This window comes from Xenorhabdus koppenhoeferi, from assembly GCF_900116635.1.
Lineage (GTDB): Bacteria > Pseudomonadota > Gammaproteobacteria > Enterobacterales > Enterobacteriaceae > Xenorhabdus > Xenorhabdus koppenhoeferi.
Window position 1 is genome coordinate 56,396 of record NZ_FPBJ01000014.1, and the last position, 17,989, is coordinate 74,384.

A 17,989-nucleotide genomic window follows, 5' to 3' on the forward strand; every position below is an offset into this window, starting at 1 on the left:
TCAAACCTCTGCTTTTGAAAGTGATATAAAACTGTTCATGACCATATTACGTATCCCCCAAATTTCTTGTAGAACAATTTTTTCATTTTGTGTCATTACGGCTTGTTGTCTTAGGTAGATGCTATTTTGCCAATAGATTGAAGACTGGCCTAATTCACCTGCCAAATGATGCCAATCATGTACAGGTAAGTCGCCACACAGGATCATTATTCGGCATGGGGCATGAAAAAACAGCATCTTAAGCCACCAACTTATTTTAGACAGTATATTGCTATTAGTTGGATATATTTCTCCAGTAAATCGCCCCCAACAACGTCTGGCGTAATCGTCAAGATCTTTAGGCGAGTGTTTGGTGATCAACCAAGCATGTTCGGTTAAAAACTGCAGTAATGAGCTGATATGGTAGATCACAAAATAAGGAATATAGATACACAATATTGACAGAACAGGTTCGAAGAATACAGGTACAATTAATATCGCTAACCAGATAACGGCAAATAAGCTTTCTATCAGTGATCCACGAAAGATAAAACTATTAATACGTGACCAGAAGAAACGTAAGTGAAACATAGGGCTGATAATCGTTAAAAATAAAAGCTTCTTGTAATAACTTACTGGCATACCAGGAATGAACCCTAGACTCTTTAAAAAAGCAGCATCGCTATCTTCTTCAGTTGTAAAGTTTTTTTCGTTATGGTGTCCTAAATGATCGACTGTATAATCACGCCCATTCTGAGATACCGGAATAATCGTACAAAGTGCTAACATTACGCGGTTAAGTAACTTATTACTATTAAACAGGCAACGATGTACAGCATGATGTGCATATGTTACCTGTATTTTTCTTAAACATCCTACTGTAATAACCCAGCAAATAGGAATAATGATAAACCATAATATACCAGGAATATAAGGTAATACTAAAATAGCGCCGAGTGTAGAGGTAATAAATATTAATACTGTTAAAATGAATTCTGTTATTGCTGATAATTTTATACGAGACTGTCCTGCTATTGGTTTCCCCGTTATTATAGTTAATGGTTTCTGGAAAATATTTGGAAGTATTTGCATACTTTCCCGTATATGACTTGAAAAATAATTTTTATCATTTGACATTAGAAACTCTCCTGAACAATAGACGAACGGCTTTTTTCAATTAGCACTCTATTATCAAAAAATAATTGATTTAACTCAGGTGTACCACAAACAATATACGTAGCATTACTTTCTTGGCTACTCTTTAAATAGTTATTTACTTCATCTATATTCATGCAATAGTCTTTAGTAATTGGATGTTTTTTTTTAAAATCAGAGATCAATAGATCATGATATTTGCCGAGGCTTTTTTTTCTGCTTGTAGAAATAATTGTTGGGTTTATTAAATATTTTGAACATAATTTGTCTAAAAGAGTCAGTGCCACTCCCATCCCACTTCCTGTCGCAATAGCCAGACCAGTGCTAGGAGTTGTATTAAAATTAGGCAGTCTAAATTCTCCTTGAGGTTGAGAAATAAAAATTTCTTGGCCATGACGAGAATCAGCTAAAAGATTTGATACTTCACCACGGGGATGTTTTTTGACATGTAATATTAAATGTTTTTCATTAATATTGACAATTGAATATTTACGTTGGCTACTTTTTTGTTTATCAAAAGTAAGATCAATATATTGCCCTTCTTGTTCTTCATCGAATTCAATAGAAGGAGCAAAAAGGCCGACTTTAATAATGTCATTACCTAATTGGGTAATATTATCAATATTCGCTTTATGCCATTGCTTATTATATTCTAAAGTTATGTCACTATCGCTACTAAATTGACAGGCTAACACGGTCGAACCGTTAATGAATACTTCGCAACGTCTGCATGTTCCAACTCTACAGTTATGAGGTAATAGAATATTCTGGCGTAATGCACCTTCCAGTACGGTTTCGTTTTCCTTTTGGATGAAATTACCATACCTACTGGTAATGTTGAATCCTTTCTTTTCTTTCTTTCGATTAAATAAACCGAACATATCTTTCCCCTAAGTTTTAATAAAACTAATAAATAATTACATTGTGAATGTAATATTGAATTATTTAAGTTTGAATTTTAATGTGTTTATTAAATGAAAATCCATATCATTACGTATATTTTTTTAATCTAAAATAAATAATAGTCATTAAATTATTATTTTTGCTTTGTTGTTTGATTACTTGGTGAGTTTTTGGATTCATAATGTGAATAAAAGATAATGCGTATATTATAAAAATGATGGGTATATACACAATGGATTTCAAGTTGCATCGCGACGGCAAGCGAGCAAATTCCCGGGAGCATAGATAACTATGTGACCGGGGTGAGCGAGCGCAGCCAACAAAGAGACAGTTTGAAAGACGAAGTGTATAGTTTTTTATTATGTTAGTGAGAGTTACTTATCTTTATTAGCGTGATAACTTTAATAAAAATAGGGAGTAACTCTCATGGATACATAATGTGCTGAATACATGAGGTTATTGAGCCTACAATCAATAACTATTGTATAACTATTGTTACAGATCAGTATCCAGCTTCTTTATGGGCGATCTCAATCTCTTCAGACAGAATGCGGATGCCTTCTTCGATTTTCTCTACATCAGGCACATAATTCATACGCATACACTGGTGGGCATGAGGCCAGTCATGTTCCAAGCCCGGAAAGAAGAAATGACCCGGGACCATCAGCACTTTCCGTTTTTTCAACCGCTGATAAAGCACCTCTGTTGTGATTGGCAAATTTTTGAACCAGAGCCAAAGGAATATTGCCCCTTCCGGTTTATGGATCAGACAGCGCTCTTCTGACATATGGCGGCGAATAATCTCAATCACATTATCTACCCGCTTTTTATAAAACGGCTGGATAACATCCTGTGATAAGCGGAACAGATCATTGCGTCTGATCATTTCCAGCGCGATAGCAGGCCCGACACCGCCCGGAGATAGGCTGATAATGCCATTCATATTGCTGACAGCATTGATAATTTTTTCATTGGCGATGATTATCCCACAGCGGGAACCCGGCAGGCCAAGTTTGGACAGGCTCATGCACAGAATAATATTAGGATTCCATAGCGGGGTAGCTTCACTGAAAATAATGCTGGGGAATGGCACTCCGTAGGCATTGTCAATCAATAACGGGATTTGGTGCTGTTGAGACAGCCCATCCAAGCGCAGCAACTCTTCGTCGGTGATGACATTGCCTGTTGGGTTGGTTGGTCGTGAGACACAAATCAGGTTGATATCTTCAGTAATATTCAAGTGATCGAAATCGACACGATACTTGAATTGGCCATCAGGCAGTAATTCAATATTCGGTTTATTGGCGACAAATAACCCTTCATCCAAACCTGAATCCGAATAACCGATATATTCTGGGGCAAGAGGAAACAAAACCCGCTTCATTGAACCGTCTTCTGCACGACCAGCCAATAAGTTGAACAGATAGAAAAAGGCACTTTGGCTACCATTGGTCAACGCAATATTTTGCGGATGGATTTCCCAGCCAAGTTTTTCTCGCAATTCTCGGGCCAGAGCAGTTATCAGCGAATTTTTTCCTTGTGGCCCATCATAATTACATAGGGTTTCGCTTAATTGGCCACTTGATGCTAAGTCAATTAATATCTGCTGAAAATACGCATCCATTTCAGGAATATATGCTGGATTTCCTCCACCTAGCATAATTGCGCCGGGTGTTCTCAGACCTTGGTTAAGATCAGTCATCAGTCGGGTAATTCCCGAATCTTGCGTAAATTTGTTGCCGAATTGCGAAAATTTCATAACGGTTTTTACGTCTGTTTTTGTATGAGAAAAAGACACCATACTCCGCCTATTATTAGGGTGCAATGGGGAAAAATAAGTATTCTATGTTTTTATATAGCGCATTGTGGTTATTGATTGAATTTAAAAACTGGATATTTATGATTAATCTGGTTTTATACCCGTCGTCTTTCAAGTTGCAGCTTTGTTGGCTGCGCTCACTCACCCCAGTCACATAGTTACCCAACCACAACGAGTCATTTCCTTGCTCATGAACCGAACTCTCCTACAGATAAGGTGAATAATCACACTCATTTTAGCTGTATATCTTACGGTCAGAGGGTATACTGACCGCTTTCGTTTAATTTATATGTATCGCGTGCGGATTCAACATGCAAAAGTTTGATACCAAAACCTTTCAGGGGCTAATCCTGACATTGCAGGATTACTGGGCTAATCAAGGCTGTACCATTGTCCAACCACTGGATATGGAAGTCGGCGCAGGAACCTCTCATCCTATAACTTGTCTGCGTGCTTTGGGACCGGAGCCTATTGCAGCAGCTTATGTGCAACCTTCTCGTCGCCCGACTGACGGACGTTATGGTGAAAACCCGAACCGCCTCCAACACTACTACCAATTTCAAGTTATCATCAAGCCATCCCCGGCTAACATTCAGGAGCTGTATCTTGGCTCTTTGAAAGCCTTGGGGCTTGATCCTACTGTCCACGATATCCGCTTTGTTGAAGATAACTGGGAAAACCCGACATTGGGTGCCTGGGGGTTGGGCTGGGAAGTCTGGCTGAATGGCATGGAGGTGACTCAGTTTACTTACTTCCAGCAGGTGGGTGGCCTTGAGTGCAAACCTGTGACCGGTGAAATTACTTACGGCTTAGAACGCCTTGCGATGTACATTCAGGGCGTGGACAGCGTTTACAATCTGGTATGGAGCGATGGCCCGCTGGGTAAAACCACGTATGGCGATATTTATCACCAGAATGAAGTTGAGCAGTCTACTTATAACTTTGAGCACGCTGATGTGGATTTCCTGTTTACCTGCTTTGAGCAATACGAAAAAGAAGCCCAGGAATTGCTGGCGCTGGAGACTCCGCTGCCACTGCCAGCTTATGAACGCATTCTGAAAGCGGGTCATACTTTCAACTTGCTGGATGCCCGCAAAGCGATTTCTGTGACTGAACGTCAGCGATATATCCTGCGCATCCGCACCCTGACCAAAGCAGTGGCTGAAGCTTATTATGCCTCCCGCGAGGCGCTTGGCTTCCCTATGTGTAATAAGACTATGTGTAATAAGAACTGAGAGGCCATCATGACTCAACAGACTTTCCTTGTGGAAATCGGCACAGAAGAGCTACCACCAAAAGCACTGCGTTCACTGGCTGAATCTTTTAAAGCCAATTTTGAGGCAGAGCTGAACAACGCTAATCTGGGTCATGGTGAAGTTAGCTGGTTTGCGGCTCCCCGTCGTTTAGCACTGAAAGTGGCAAATCTGGCTGCTGCACAGGCAGATCGTGAAGTTGAAAAACGTGGTCCTGCGATTGCTCAGGCATTTGATGCCGAAGGTAAACCAACTAAAGCAGCGGAAGGTTGGGCACGTGGTTGTGGCATTACCGTTGATCAGGCTGAGCGCATGGTGACGGACAAAGGGGAATGGCTGCTCTATCGTGCTCAGGTCAAAGGCCGTGAAGCAAAAGAATTGCTGGCAGAGATGGTGAGCAGGTCTCTGGACAAATTGCCTGTCCCTAAATTAATGCGTTGGGGTGATAAAGAAACTCAATTTGTTCGTCCGGTTCATACTGTCACTATGCTGTTAGGCAGCGAAGTGATTGAAGGCGAAATTCTGGGCATTAAATCAGATCGCATTATTCGTGGGCATCGCTTTATGGGCGAAGCCGAATTTACGATTGAAAACGCAGAACAGTATCCGACCATTTTGCAGGATCGTGGCTGTGTTATCGCGGATTATGAGACGCGTAAAGCGATTATCAAACGTGGTGCAGAACAGGCCGCGACACAACTTGGTGGTGTGGCTGATCTGAGTAACAGCCTACTGGAAGAAGTGGCTTCTCTGGTGGAATGGCCGGTGGTACTGACTGCGAAATTCGAAGAAAAATTCTTGGAAGTGCCTGCTGAGGCGCTGGTTTATACCATGAAAGGTGACCAGAAGTATTTTCCGGTTTACGACAAGTCTGGCAAATTGATGGCGAACTTTATTTTTGTTACCAATATCGAATCCTCTGATCCTCAGCAAATTATTTCAGGTAACGAAAAAGTTGTACGCCCACGTCTGGCGGATGCAGAATTCTTCTTCAAAACAGACCGTAAACAGCGTCTGGAAGATAATCTGCCTCGTCTGGAAACGGTATTGTTCCAGAAACAACTGGGTACACTGCGCGATAAAACAGATCGCATTCACGCGCTGGCTGGCTGGATTGCAGAAAAAATCGGTGCAGATGTGAACCATGCGACTCGTGCGGGTCTATTGTCCAAATGTGACCTGATGACCAATATGGTGTTCGAATTCACCGATACGCAAGGCGTGATGGGTATGCACTATGCCCGTCATGACGGTGAAGCTGAAGATGTGGCACTGGCGCTGAACGAACAGTACCAGCCACGTTTCTCTGGTGATGAATTGCCATCAACAGGCGTTTCCTGTGCTGTCGCCATTGCAGACAAAATGGATACACTGGCAGGTATCTTCGGTATCAGTCAGCACCCGAAAGGGGATAAAGACCCGTTTGCATTGCGTCGGGCGGCCTTGGGTGTTCTGCGTATTATTGTTGAGAAAAAACTGCCTCTTGATCTCCAGACCCTGGCAGAAGAAGCGGTACGTTTGTACGGTGGTAAACTGACCAATGAAAAAGCGGTGGATGACGTGGTTGAGTTTATGCTCGGTCGTTTCCGCGCTTGGTATCAGGAACTGGGTTACAGCGTCGATACCATTCAGGCCGTACTGGCGCGCCGTCCTACCCAACCTGCTGACTTTGATGCCCGCATGAAAGCAGTCACGCATTTCCGCACGTTGGATGAGGCGGTTTCTCTGGCGGCGGCCAATAAGCGTGTTTCCAATATTCTGGCGAAATCAGAAGAGAAGTTGAATGACAGCGTTCAGGCTTCTGTATTGAAAGCAGCAGAAGAGATTCAACTGGCAACACATCTTGTGGTGTTGAAGGAAAAACTGACCCCGCTGTTTGCCGAAGGTCACTATCAGGATGCGCTGGTTGAACTGGCTTCTCTGCGTGAAGTGGTGGATGCGTTCTTCGATAATGTGATGGTGATGGATGAAGACAGTCAGGTCAGAGTAAACCGTCTGACACTGTTGAGTGAACTGCGCGATCTGTTCTTGCGTGTAGCGGATATTTCACTGCTCCAGTAATCTCTGATTTGCTGATTTAATATAAAACCTCACCATTAGCGTGAGGTTTTTTGTGTCAGTAATCTATTGCATAACGTGTATTTTGGCTGGATTATCATCAAATAAACACTTATCGTTCAAAAGGTATTGACGGTTTGCAGCGCTGGCAGTAAGATGCGCCTCGTTTTCGGCGAGTAGCGCAGCTTGGTAGCGCAACTGGTTTGGGACCAGTGGGTCGGAGGTTCGAATCCTCTCTCGCCGACCAGCATTCTGAAACCCTGCTCTTATGAGCGGGGTTTTTTCTTTTCCCCAAAGATGGATCATCCGTTATCCACCAAATCAGGGTATGAGTATCCAATAAAAGCCGTTTCATAAAGATCCTTCAAACATTTTCTGTATATCACGGTCGGCTGCATAAAATCTTTCATCTATATTGACATCATTTTCGAATCCCCCCCCGGAGTCCTATCTGATTGATTAACAGGAACTAGTTGAACATAAGGTTTTCCCGATTTAGCAATAATAACAACTTCACCATCAACAGCTTTATCGGCAAGTTGGCTTAAGTGTGTTTTCGCTTCCTGCATATTTGCTTGAATAGTCATACTTTTCTCCTTTAGCTAAACTATCTAAGATTATATTATAATCAGAATTGAGTAAAATATCATCATCTCAACCTATCCATACATCCTGTATCAATAAGCTAAATTAATGGCAAAACTGTGACTTTAACAAGGGATGTGATTAATCTTTCCTTAACTGTTTATATTCTAATTATTTCATCTATATTTATCTTGCCTACATCTAATGTCCTCCGCCTTTTTTCATAAGTTAATTTGCATATTATTTAAGCAACTAGTCACAAATTCAAAATTATAATCAATAGAGATTAATGCTTTAAGATATTTGAGTTTTTAGTGAATTTGACTATTTAATGTGCTGAATGTCATATTTTTTAACCAGATTTGTTAATGAAAATTTTCTTTTATGTTTCTATGGTGTTTCTATTGTTATGTGTAGTTATGTTGACGTCGGGCATAACAATTGGTTAATTGATAAACGAAAAACAATAAAACAAGCTGGGACAGTGACATTTAGGAAGAAAACTCTGGGCTGGCTAAGAAACAATAAACATCACAAACGGAGTTCGAGTAATGATAATCTCCAAGAAAAAACAATCTAGTTTGTTGAAACTGAGTGTCGGTTTTGTTGCGTTAGTCATAACAGCCAGTATTCAGGCCAAAACGCTGGTTTACTGTTCCGAAGGTTCTCCTGAAGGTTTTAACCCACAGTTATTCACTTCCGGTACGACTTATGATGCGACTTCCAGACAAATTTATAACCGTCTGGTGGATTTTAAAGCAGGTACAACCGATATCATTCCAAGTCTGGCTGAAAGCTGGGATGTGGGTGACGATGGTAAGGTTTATACTTTCCATTTGCGTAAAGGTGTGAAGTGGCACAGCAGTAAGGAGTTCAAACCTACCCGTGACTTTAATGCTGAAGATGTGATTTTTACTTTTATGCGTCAGAAAGATAAAAATCATCCATATCATCGTGTTTCGGGTGGCAGCTACGAATATTTCATTGGTATGGATATGGGTAGCATCATCAGCAAAATAGAAAAAATTGATGATTATACTGTTCGTTTTATATTGTCGCGCTCTGAGGCTCCTTTCATTGCTAATTTGGCAATGGATTTTGCTTCGGTTCTATCTCAAGAGTACGCTGATGTAATGATGAAAGCGGGTACGCCGGAAAAGGTTGACCTTAATCCGGTTGGTACAGGCCCGTTCCAATTACAGCAATACCAGAAAGATTCCCGCATTCTCTATAAATCATTCAAGGATTACTGGGAAGGGCCATCGAAAATTGACCGCTTAGTGTTCTCTATTACCCCCGATGCCTCTGTCCGCTATGCAAAATTACAGAAAAACGAATGTCAGGTGATGCCATACCCGAACCCGGCTGATATTTCCCGTATGAAACAGGATAAAGATATTGTCCTGAAAGAACAGGCCGGTATGAACGTGGGTTATCTCGCATTCAATGTTACAAAACCACCAATGGATAATCAGAAAGTTCGTCAGGCGCTGGCGATGGCAGTCAATAAAGGTGCCATTATTGATGCTGTTTATCAGGGAGCCGGACAAAAAGCGAAAAACCTGATCCCTCCAACTATGTGGAGTTATAACGATGACATTAAAGATTATGCCTATGATCCTGCCAAGGCGAAGGAATTGCTGAAAGAGGCTGGTTTTGAAAATGGTTTCGAAACAGATCTGTGGGCAATGCCGGTGCAGCGTCCGTACAATCCGAATGCCCGTCGTATGGCGGAAATGATTCAGGCTGACTGGGCGAAAATTGGTGTCAAGGCCAAGATTGTCAGTTATGAATGGGGCGAATATCTGAAACGTGCCAAAGATGGTGAGCCTAAGACTGTCATGATGGGATGGACAGGGGATAACGCTGACCCTGATAACTTTTTCGGTACTTTATTTAGCTGTGCTGCCAAAGAAAGAGGCTCCAACTATTCCAAATGGTGCTATAAACCTTTTGAGGATGTTATCCAGCCAGCCCGTGAATCCGCTGATATCAATAAGCGTACCGAGCTTTATAAACAGGCTCAGGTTGTCATGAATGAACAAATACCTGCATTGATCATTGCTCACTCCACAGTTTATGAGCCAATCCGTAAAGAAGTGAAAGGATATGTGGTTGATCCGCTTGGCAAACACATTTTCTATCAGGTTGATCTTAAATAACGCTTGCTGTTGAGCTGTTGTGATTCACCATCCCCCGGATTTTTCTGTGGGGATGGTTTCGCTTCTTTGATGGGCAAGTCGAACCCTGTGACACCAAACGGCCTGAAGAGCTGTAACTGGTACTCAAAAAGAGAATTCAGGATATGCTGCAATTTATCCTCCGACGTCTGGGATTAGTCATCCCGACGTTTATTGGTATTACGCTACTGACTTTCGCTTTTGTACATATGATACCGGGTGATCCGGTGCTGATTCTGGCGGGAGAACGCGGTATTACTGCTGAACGTCATGCTCAATTATTAGCTGAAATGGGGTTGGATAAACCTCTTTGGGAACAGTACCTTCATTATATCAACGGGGTTATGCATGGTGATTTGGGTATTTCCCTGAAAAGTCGCATTCCGGTGTGGGATGAGTTTGTTCCGCGTTTCAAAGCAACACTGGAATTGGGTATCTGTGCCATGCTATTCGCAATTTCTGTCGGTATTCCGGTTGGCGTATTAGCCGCGGTTAAGCGTGGCTCTGTTTTTGATCACACAGCAATAGGTCTGTCATTAACCGGTTATTCCATGCCGATTTTTTGGTGGGGAATTATGTTGATCATGCTGGTTTCCGTCCAGTGGGATCTTACGCCTGTTTCCGGTCGAATCAGTGATAGCGTATTTCTTGATGATAGTCATCCCCTGACGGGATTTATGTTGTTCGATACACTGATTTGGGGGGAAGACGGTGATTTCATTGATGCAGTGATGCATATGCTCCTGCCTGCTGTTGTTCTGGGAACCATTCCGTTAGCGGTCATTGTGCGAATGACCCGCTCCGCCATGTTAGAAGTGTTGGGGGAAGATTACATCCGTACTGCCCGTGCCAAGGGGTTGAGCCGTATACGTGTCATTATCGTTCATGCTTTACGTAACGCTTTATTACCTGTTGTCACAGTCATTGGCCTGCAAGTGGGCGTTATGCTGGCGGGTGCGATTCTGACAGAAACTATTTTTTCATGGCCGGGGTTGGGGCGCTGGTTGATTGATGCTCTGCAACGTCGTGACTATCCGGTAGTGCAGGGTGGTGTATTACTGGTAGCAACCATGATCATTCTGGTTAATGTGGTGGTTGATTTGCTGTACGGCATCGTCAATCCGCGTATTCGTCATAAGAAATAAGGAGCACAGGATGACTCAAACAACTGAGCCAGTAGTATCGGGTGCGCCAAAATTGATGACGCCGCTACAGGAATTCTGGCACTATTTTAAACGCAATAAAGGAGCGGTAATTGGCCTTGTTTATATTGTTCTGATGCTGTTGGTCGCCTTATTGGCCGGAGTATTGGCACCACATGGGCCAGCCGAACAGTTCCGTGATGCCTTGCTGACACCTCCGGTGTGGCAGGAAGGAGGAAGCTGGCAGTTTATCCTCGGTACAGATGATGTCGGGCGCGATATTTTGTCCCGTCTGATGTATGGCTCGCGCCTTTCGCTGCTAGTCGGCTGTCTGGTTGTGGTGATGTCACTGATAATGGGCATTATTCTGGGTGTGCTGGCGGGTTATTTCGGCGGTGTTGTCGATGCCATCATCATGCGTGTTGTCGATATCATGCTGGCATTGCCAAGCTTGCTATTGGCATTGGTGCTGGTGGCTATCTTTGGTCCATCCATTGTCAATGCATCATTGGCACTGACTTTCGTTGCCTTGCCTCACTATATCCGTCTGACAAGGGCAGCCGTGCTGGTTGAAATTCACCGCGATTATGTGACGGCTTCCCAAGTGGCTGGCTCGGGAGCCGTTCGTCAAATGTTCATCAATATTCTGCCAAACTGTCTTGCTCCGTTAATTGTGCAGGCATCATTAGGATTTTCGAATGCCATTCTCGATATGGCAGCTTTAGGATTTCTGGGCATGGGGGCACAGCCACCGACCCCGGAATGGGGAACTATGCTGGCGGATGTTTTGCAATTTGCCCAGAGTGCATGGTGGATCGTTACCTTCCCCGGCGTGGCTATCTTGTTGACGGTATTGGCGTTTAACCTGATGGGAGACGGGTTGCGTGACGCACTCGATCCTAAGCTCAAGCAGTAGGGGTATTGTGAAATGGCATTGTTGAATGTAGATCAATTATCGGTGCACTTCGGAGAGGAAGATACACCATTTCGCGCCGTTGACCGTATCAGCTACCGTGTTGAACAGGGGGAGGTCGTCGGGATCGTTGGGGAATCCGGTTCAGGTAAATCAGTCAGCTCATTGGCGATTATGGGGCTGATTGATTATCCGGGTCGGGTGATGGCAGAAAAGCTGGAATTTAATGGTCGTGACCTGACGAAGATTTCAGAAAAAGAGCGTCGTCAGTTGGTTGGTGCGGAAGTGGCGATGATTTTCCAAGATCCCATGACCAGCCTCAACCCGTGTTATACCGTCGGTTATCAGATCATGGAGGCCCTGAAAGTACATCAGGGCGGAAATCGGAAAACCCGGCATCAGCGGGCGATCGACTTACTGACTCTGGTGGGTATTCCTGATCCTCCCTCTCGTCTGGATGTCTATCCGCATCAGTTGTCGGGAGGAATGAGCCAGCGTGTGATGATCGCTATGGCTATCGCTTGTCGGCCGAAACTCCTGATTGCTGATGAACCTACGACAGCGCTGGACGTGACTATTCAGGCGCAAATCATCGAATTGCTGTTGGAATTGCAGCAGCAGGAAAACATGGCATTACTCTTAATTACTCATGACTTGGCGCTGGTAGCGGAAGCGGCGCACCATATTATTGTGATGTATGCCGGTCAGGTAGTGGAAATTGGCAAAGCAACAGAAATCTTCCGTGCGCCACGCCATCCTTATACCCAAGCGTTATTGCGGGCCTTGCCAGAGTTTGCTGTAGACAAATCCCGTCTGGCATCATTGCCGGGTGTTGTTCCCGGAAAATATGATCGTCCTACAGGATGCTTGCTCAATCCCCGCTGTCCTTATGCTAATGAGCGCTGCCGTCAGGAGGAGCCTCCATTGAAATCAGTGGGAGGGCGTCAGGTTAAATGTCACATGCCGCTGGATGATGAGGGGAGGCCGACAGTATGAACACTCAACAAAATTATGAACAGGAATATGAACAGGAATATGAACAGAAAAAGGTCACGGCTCCTTTACTGAAAGCCACGGAGTTAAAGAAATACTATCCGGTGAAAACAGGTATATTTTCACCAGAGCGCATCGTGAAGGCGTTAGATGGTATTTCATTTGAGCTGGAAAAAGGCAAGACGTTGGCGGTTGTGGGGGAATCCGGCTGCGGAAAATCCACATTGGGCCGTCTGCTGACCATGATTGAAAAGCCGACCGATGGAGAACTTTATTATTTTGGGCAAGATCTATTGGTGCCGAATAAAGAAGCAGAAAAACTGCGTCGCCAAAGAATCCAGATCGTATTTCAGAATCCCTACGCTTCCTTGAATCCCCGTAAAAAAGTAGGGCAGATTCTGGAAGAGCCATTGCTGATTAATACCTCGCTCACGGTGGCTGAACGCAAAGATAAAGTTTTGCAGATGATGGATAAAGTGGGGTTAAAACCGGAACATTATGTGCGTTATCCGCATATGTTTTCGGGTGGTCAGCGACAACGGATAGCCATTGCCCGTGGGTTGATGTTAAATCCAGATGTAGTGATTGCGGATGAACCTGTTTCTGCACTGGATGTATCAGTGAGGGCGCAAGTTTTGAATTTGATGATGGACTTACAGCAGGATTTAGGGCTTTCTTATGTCTTTATATCCCATGACCTTTCGGTTGTTGAACATATTGCTGATGAAGTGATGGTCATGTATTTGGGGCGCTGTGTTGAAAAAGGTAATAAGGAAATGATTTTCAATAATCCGCGCCATCCTTATACACAGGCGTTGTTGTCTGCGACTCCTCGCCTGAATCCCGAATTACGGCGTGAACGCATAAAGCTGACGGGAGAATTGCCCAGCCCGATGAACCCGCCTTCTGGATGCGCTTTTGCTGCCCGTTGTCGTCGTGCATTCAGCCCGTGTACTCAGTTTCAGCCTCAGTTAAAGCAATATAGCGAACAGCTGATTGCGTGTTTCGCAGTTGAACAGGACGAAAATCAATCCATCTAATCGGATCTGATCGTGGTATAACGGTAAATATGGCCAGTGAAAACTGTTATGTTGTTGTGCTATTGAATGCAACCGTTATACCCTCGTTTTTCAAGCCGCACTCGAAATCCATTGAGTATAATCTCGGTCATTTTCTGTATTGAACTTATCAAAATAAGACGACCATAAAGAAAATCAAGTATACTCAGTCGCATTGTTAAGGTTTGATAGTCAGTCTTTTTACAATTATCGGTTTGGATAAGATGAAATTGCGTGTCAAACGTTCATTAACTATTAAACAAATGGCCGCAGTGACAGGAGTCACTTTGGTAACCATTGCTATTTTCATTACTATCCAATTATCGCACTTATTACAGCAGCGAAAAGATGACTATATCAGCCAACTACAGAATGCGGCAGTACAGATCCAAACCCCTTTGACAGAAGCATTGCTGAGTTCAGATCTCAATAAAGCGAAATCACTGTTGATTGGGCTAAAGACCTCCGGCATTTTAGGGAGAGCTGATATAGTATTGCCTGATAATATTCGGGTGATGAGTCTGGATTTTGCGACTCACCGGCCTATCCCTGAAGTGGCAAACCATTTTTTTGGCATTCCGGTTGAGGTAAATATTCCTCTCTACATTTATGGCGTTTCGCCGAAAACTATAGAGTCACAGGGGCACCTTATCCTGCAGGTTGACTCTAATCGAGTGTACCGTTTTGCTTTAAATACGCTAGCATTAATGTTAACCACTTATTTATTGCTTGTGCTTATTCTTGCGGTATCGATAAGTTGGTGCATAAATCGCATTATTATCCATCCACTGCGCGATATTGCACGCGAACTGAATAAAGAAGAATCATCGCCATTACCAATGCCTTGCCCTAAAGGCCATCAAGATGATGAGTTAGGGTTACTGGTAAAAGGTTATAATCGTCAGGTTAATAAGCCGAAAAAGTCATTAAAATGAAACCTTAAAAGATGAATAATGGTCTAATCCTTAATGATAATATCTGGGTTTATCTGATCGTCTCAGGTTTTTGAGGGATAAAACTAAACAGGTAGGGGTAAGTAAGCATGCAGGGCAATAAAATCGGATATCTTATTGGTGGTGCGATTCTGGCGACAACTTGCCTGGCACAGGCAGAAACTTTGCACCCCGATCCGGCTTGGCAACAAGGCACACTGGAAAACGGATTTAGTTGGCAATTCCTGCAAACACCACAGAGACCCAATGACAAAATTCAGCTGCGTTTATTGGTAAAAACAGGGTCATTGGCCGAGAAAAACCAACAACGTGGCTATACTTACCTTATCCCTAAAGTCGTTTTATCCAGCAGTAAAGATTTATCATCGAAAAAACTAGAAAACCTGTGGAACAACGCGATAGATACCAAAAATCCTTTCCCACCCGCTATTGTTTCCTACGATTTTACGCTTTATAGCCTCAGCTTACCAAATAACCGTTCTGACCTATTGAAAGACGCATTGATATGGTTGTCAGATATTGCTGGTGGAGCAGTATTTAATCCTGAGACATTGGCACATGCCATGAAAGAGGGTGAACATGTCACCACTTTTCCCTCTGATGTCCAAGATCCGGTATGGCGTACGCGTTTGCAAGGCTCGACTTTGATAGGTCACGACCCGGGAATGCCAGTATCTGGGTCTGTGGATGCAAAGAAAGTCGAAAACTTTTATCACCAATGGTACACGCCGGATGCGATGACACTCTATATCGCGGGGCATGTTGACAATCGGTTTCTGTCAGAGCGGATTAATCAGGCATTCTCATCACTGAAAGGAAAAAGGCAGACACCGGTTCCCGTTCCTAGATTGCTACCGCTAAAAGCGGCAACGATTGGCGTAGAGAGTGAACAGGCCAGGCAAGATCGCTTATCTTTAACCTGGAACTTGAATTGGCTGCCGATTAAAGATTCACAGACATTGATTCAGTACTGGCAGAATGACCTGACGCGTGAGGCACTTTACCGTTATCTGCAATTGGGGCTTAAAGAAAAACGGGATGGCATGCAGTTAGGTCTGGATTGTCAGGTATTATATCAGCGAGCGAACTGTTCACTGAATCTTGATGTTCCCACAGATAAGCTGATGGAATCGACACTTTATCTGGCTTCCCGGTTGTCATCATTGCGTGAAAATGGGCTACCACAGGAACAATTTGATGAGCTTTATAACCAGAAGCGGACTCAGCTCCAGCAACTATTTGCCATGTATGCCCACACAGATACCGATATCTTGATTAACCAGCGTCTGCTGTCACAGCAAAATAACGTGATAGATATCGCCCCAGAACAATTCCAGCGCTTGAGACAGACGTTTTTATCCTCTCTGACTTCCCAACTTCTGAATAAAAAACTGAAAGAGATGCTATCTCAGGAAATCTCTTTTATTTTAGTACAACCGAAAGGCGAGGCATCGGTTGATGTTAACCAAATCAAAAACAGCTTTAATCAGATAATGAGACCAGGACCAGTGCCGGAGAAGCTTAGAAATTAGGTTAGGTTGCGCCTTCACGGGTAATTTTGATGTTCACAAATGGCATGGGAATGACTCTTTTTTTGGTTTGTTATGAAATGCTTCTGATGAAGTATTCCGCTTTGGCGCGGGAGTGTGGGTACAGCAAAAAAACAGTCTTAATACCTTTTCGTCTTTCAAATTACAGCCTTGTTGGCTGCAATTTGAAACCCATCGGGTATACATTAATATGTGAATAGTTACTCAATATGTGGATAGTTACTCAATATATGGATAGCTACTCTGGCTTTTTCTCTTCTGCGGTGGCAATCCACGCGGCGCAAAACAGTGTCAGCCGGGCAAAGAAATAGAAAAATGCCATTAAGCCAATCACTGAACCAAAGGCAGCACCAGAAGGGGAGCTGGCAAGGCGCGGCAGCATCATGGTCATAATATATTTGATAATCTCAAATCCAATGGCCGCTATCAAAGTGCCTTTAAGCAGCGATTTTCTTTCAGGCCGATGGCGCGGCAATATCCACAATATCCACAGAAATAACAGATAATTGGCCGAAATGGAAATCGTCATGCCAATTGATGTCCATACAGGGCGAAGCCATTCTATGCCTTCTAATCCGAGAGCATGGACAATGGTCGCCTGGGCTGAGCCTGCGATGGAGGTCAGCGAAAGTGTCATGACCAATGCAAATAGCATCCCGAATAAGGAGAAAAAATCGCGGATGTACTGAAAGTAGATCTTTTCCTTATCTTCGTGGGTACGTTCCCAGATGTCCCGGGATTGAGCGAGGATCGCTTCACGTAAGTTGCCCACCCAGTTCACGCCTGAATAAAGGGCAATGGCCAGGCCCGTTAGCCCTACTGTTGTTCTTTGATTGACCGCAGTGTCGACACTGTTTTTCAGCGTATTGGCGAGAGCGGGATCACTGATACTATTGGCGATGCCATTAATTAAACGTGTTAGTAAGTCAGGATTAGATGCCAGTACAAAACCTGCGGTGGCAAAAGAGAGCATAAGGATTGGGATAAGAGACAAAAATGAGAAATAGGTGATTGCAGCACCAAACTGGCTTCCCATCCGGTCATTGAAACGCTGTGCAGCCCGAATCAAATGGGCAATAAAAGGAATGCGGCGAATGGCATTACTGATACGGATCGTCACAAAAAGCACATTTTTACTGCTATGTAGCCCTTTCTCTAATGGTGTGGGGATCTTACCCGTATCGGGTTGTTCCCTTTTTTTATGGTCATTTGGCATGACATCCCCCTCAAATCTGGTCGGGCTTAATGTTACTTACTATAAACATTATGTTGAGTAGCTTTGAAATTCGTTCGCTATATATGTATGAGGAAAAAGAGTAACAGGCAAAATGGAAAAGCAACAGGGAATGGTAGGTGACTTCTCACCGCCCTATCGGGCGATGCTTCTTATTTCGTTAGCCGTTGCTCGATAGTATCGAGACTGACGCAGCTTCCATAAGCAGAGACGA

At 43.6% G+C, this 17,989-nt stretch carries 13 protein-coding genes, 1 tRNA gene and 1 pseudogene; 10 read left to right on the forward strand and 5 right to left on the reverse strand.

Annotated features, from left to right (window positions below):
- From BM329_RS06390 to BM329_RS06400, 3 genes are all read right to left on the reverse strand, one after another.
- Entirely contained in the window at positions 1-1,116 is a 1,116-nt protein-coding gene (locus BM329_RS06390; RefSeq protein WP_092550496.1) for a fatty acid desaturase, read from the reverse strand.
- The gene (locus tag BM329_RS06395; RefSeq protein WP_092550499.1) at positions 1,116-2,015 is read right to left on the reverse strand and encodes a 2Fe-2S iron-sulfur cluster-binding protein; all 900 of its coding nucleotides are present in this window, start codon (positions 2,013-2,015) and stop codon (positions 1,116-1,118) included. Before BM329_RS06395 ends, BM329_RS06390 begins: the two co-directional genes overlap by 1 nt.
- 524 nt (positions 2,016-2,539) lie before the next feature.
- On the reverse strand, positions 2,540-3,796 hold the full coding sequence (locus BM329_RS06400) for a valine--pyruvate transaminase (RefSeq protein ID WP_092550541.1): 1,257 nt from the start codon (positions 3,794-3,796) through the stop codon (positions 2,540-2,542).
- A gap of 371 nt (positions 3,797-4,167) precedes the next feature.
- Here BM329_RS06400 and glyQ point away from each other — a divergent pair, with 371 nt between their 5' ends.
- From glyQ to BM329_RS06415, 3 genes are all read left to right on the forward strand, one after another.
- Complete coding sequence (gene glyQ / locus BM329_RS06405) at positions 4,168-5,091, forward strand: glycine--tRNA ligase subunit alpha (RefSeq protein ID WP_092550502.1); 924 nt, start codon at positions 4,168-4,170, stop codon at positions 5,089-5,091.
- A gap of 9 nt (positions 5,092-5,100) precedes the next feature.
- Positions 5,101-7,170, forward strand: coding sequence for a glycine--tRNA ligase subunit beta (gene glyS / locus BM329_RS06410; RefSeq protein WP_092550505.1), 2,070 nt, complete (start codon positions 5,101-5,103; stop codon positions 7,168-7,170).
- Between the two features lie 167 nt (positions 7,171-7,337).
- Positions 7,338-7,414: transfer RNA gene (locus BM329_RS06415), tRNA-Pro, on the forward strand.
- A 104-nt stretch (positions 7,415-7,518) separates the two neighbouring features.
- Here the strand turns inward: BM329_RS06415 and BM329_RS06420 are convergent.
- Positions 7,519-7,754: pseudogene (locus tag BM329_RS06420) on the reverse strand (type II toxin-antitoxin system Phd/YefM family antitoxin).
- A gap of 549 nt (positions 7,755-8,303) precedes the next feature.
- Here BM329_RS06420 and dppA point away from each other — a divergent pair.
- The 7 genes from dppA (at position 8,304) to BM329_RS06455 (ending at position 16,523) form a co-directional block, all read left to right on the forward strand.
- Complete coding sequence (gene dppA, locus BM329_RS06425) at positions 8,304-9,914, forward strand: dipeptide ABC transporter periplasmic-binding protein DppA (RefSeq protein ID WP_092550511.1); 1,611 nt, start codon at positions 8,304-8,306, stop codon at positions 9,912-9,914.
- Between the two features lie 143 nt (positions 9,915-10,057).
- A complete protein-coding gene (gene dppB / locus BM329_RS06430) occupies positions 10,058-11,077 on the forward strand; it encodes a dipeptide ABC transporter permease DppB (protein ID WP_092550514.1) in 1,020 nt (339 codons plus the stop codon).
- Between the two features lie 10 nt (positions 11,078-11,087).
- Positions 11,088-11,990: a dipeptide ABC transporter permease DppC gene (gene dppC / locus BM329_RS06435; RefSeq protein WP_092550517.1), complete on the forward strand. Its 903-nt coding sequence runs from the start codon at positions 11,088-11,090 to the stop codon at positions 11,988-11,990.
- A 12-nt stretch (positions 11,991-12,002) separates the two neighbouring features.
- On the forward strand, positions 12,003-12,983 hold the full coding sequence (dppD, locus tag BM329_RS06440; RefSeq protein WP_092550520.1) for a dipeptide ABC transporter ATP-binding protein: 981 nt from the start codon (positions 12,003-12,005) through the stop codon (positions 12,981-12,983).
- Entirely contained in the window at positions 12,980-14,020 is a 1,041-nt protein-coding gene (gene dppF, locus BM329_RS06445; protein WP_092550523.1) for a dipeptide ABC transporter ATP-binding subunit DppF, read from the forward strand. Before dppD ends, dppF begins: the two co-directional genes overlap by 4 nt.
- Positions 14,021-14,262: 242 nt before the next feature.
- A complete protein-coding gene (locus BM329_RS06450) occupies positions 14,263-14,973 on the forward strand; it encodes a HAMP domain-containing protein (protein ID WP_092550526.1) in 711 nt (236 codons plus the stop codon).
- A gap of 107 nt (positions 14,974-15,080) precedes the next feature.
- Positions 15,081-16,523: an insulinase family protein gene (locus BM329_RS06455; RefSeq protein WP_092550529.1), complete on the forward strand. Its 1,443-nt coding sequence runs from the start codon at positions 15,081-15,083 to the stop codon at positions 16,521-16,523.
- A gap of 256 nt (positions 16,524-16,779) precedes the next feature.
- Here the strand turns inward: BM329_RS06455 and yhjD are convergent, their stop codons facing one another.
- Entirely contained in the window at positions 16,780-17,757 is a 978-nt protein-coding gene (gene yhjD, locus BM329_RS06460) for an inner membrane protein YhjD (protein WP_092550532.1), read from the reverse strand.
- Positions 17,758-17,989 lie beyond the last annotated feature (232 nt).

Bases quoted from the DNA above. Each gene is read 5' to 3' on its own strand.
- BM329_RS06390 (WP_092550496.1), bottom strand. From the start codon at position 1,116: ATGTCAAATGATAAAAATTATTTTTCAAGTCATATACGGGAAAGTATG.
- BM329_RS06395 (WP_092550499.1), bottom strand. From the start codon at position 2,015: ATGTTCGGTTTATTTAATCGAAAGAAAGAAAAGAAAGGATTCAACATT.
- BM329_RS06400 (WP_092550541.1), bottom strand. From the start codon at position 3,796: ATGAAATTTTCGCAATTCGGCAACAAATTTACGCAAGATTCGGGAATT.
- glyQ (WP_092550502.1), top strand. From the start codon at position 4,168: ATGCAAAAGTTTGATACCAAAACCTTTCAGGGGCTAATCCTGACATTG.
- glyS (WP_092550505.1), top strand. From the start codon at position 5,101: ATGACTCAACAGACTTTCCTTGTGGAAATCGGCACAGAAGAGCTACCA.
- dppA (WP_092550511.1), top strand. From the start codon at position 8,304: ATGATAATCTCCAAGAAAAAACAATCTAGTTTGTTGAAACTGAGTGTC.
- dppB (WP_092550514.1), top strand. From the start codon at position 10,058: ATGCTGCAATTTATCCTCCGACGTCTGGGATTAGTCATCCCGACGTTT.
- dppC (WP_092550517.1), top strand. From the start codon at position 11,088: ATGACTCAAACAACTGAGCCAGTAGTATCGGGTGCGCCAAAATTGATG.
- dppD (WP_092550520.1), top strand. From the start codon at position 12,003: ATGGCATTGTTGAATGTAGATCAATTATCGGTGCACTTCGGAGAGGAA.
- dppF (WP_092550523.1), top strand. From the start codon at position 12,980: ATGAACACTCAACAAAATTATGAACAGGAATATGAACAGGAATATGAA.
- BM329_RS06450 (WP_092550526.1), top strand. From the start codon at position 14,263: ATGAAATTGCGTGTCAAACGTTCATTAACTATTAAACAAATGGCCGCA.
- BM329_RS06455 (WP_092550529.1), top strand. From the start codon at position 15,081: ATGCAGGGCAATAAAATCGGATATCTTATTGGTGGTGCGATTCTGGCG.
- yhjD (WP_092550532.1), bottom strand. From the start codon at position 17,757: ATGCCAAATGACCATAAAAAAAGGGAACAACCCGATACGGGTAAGATC.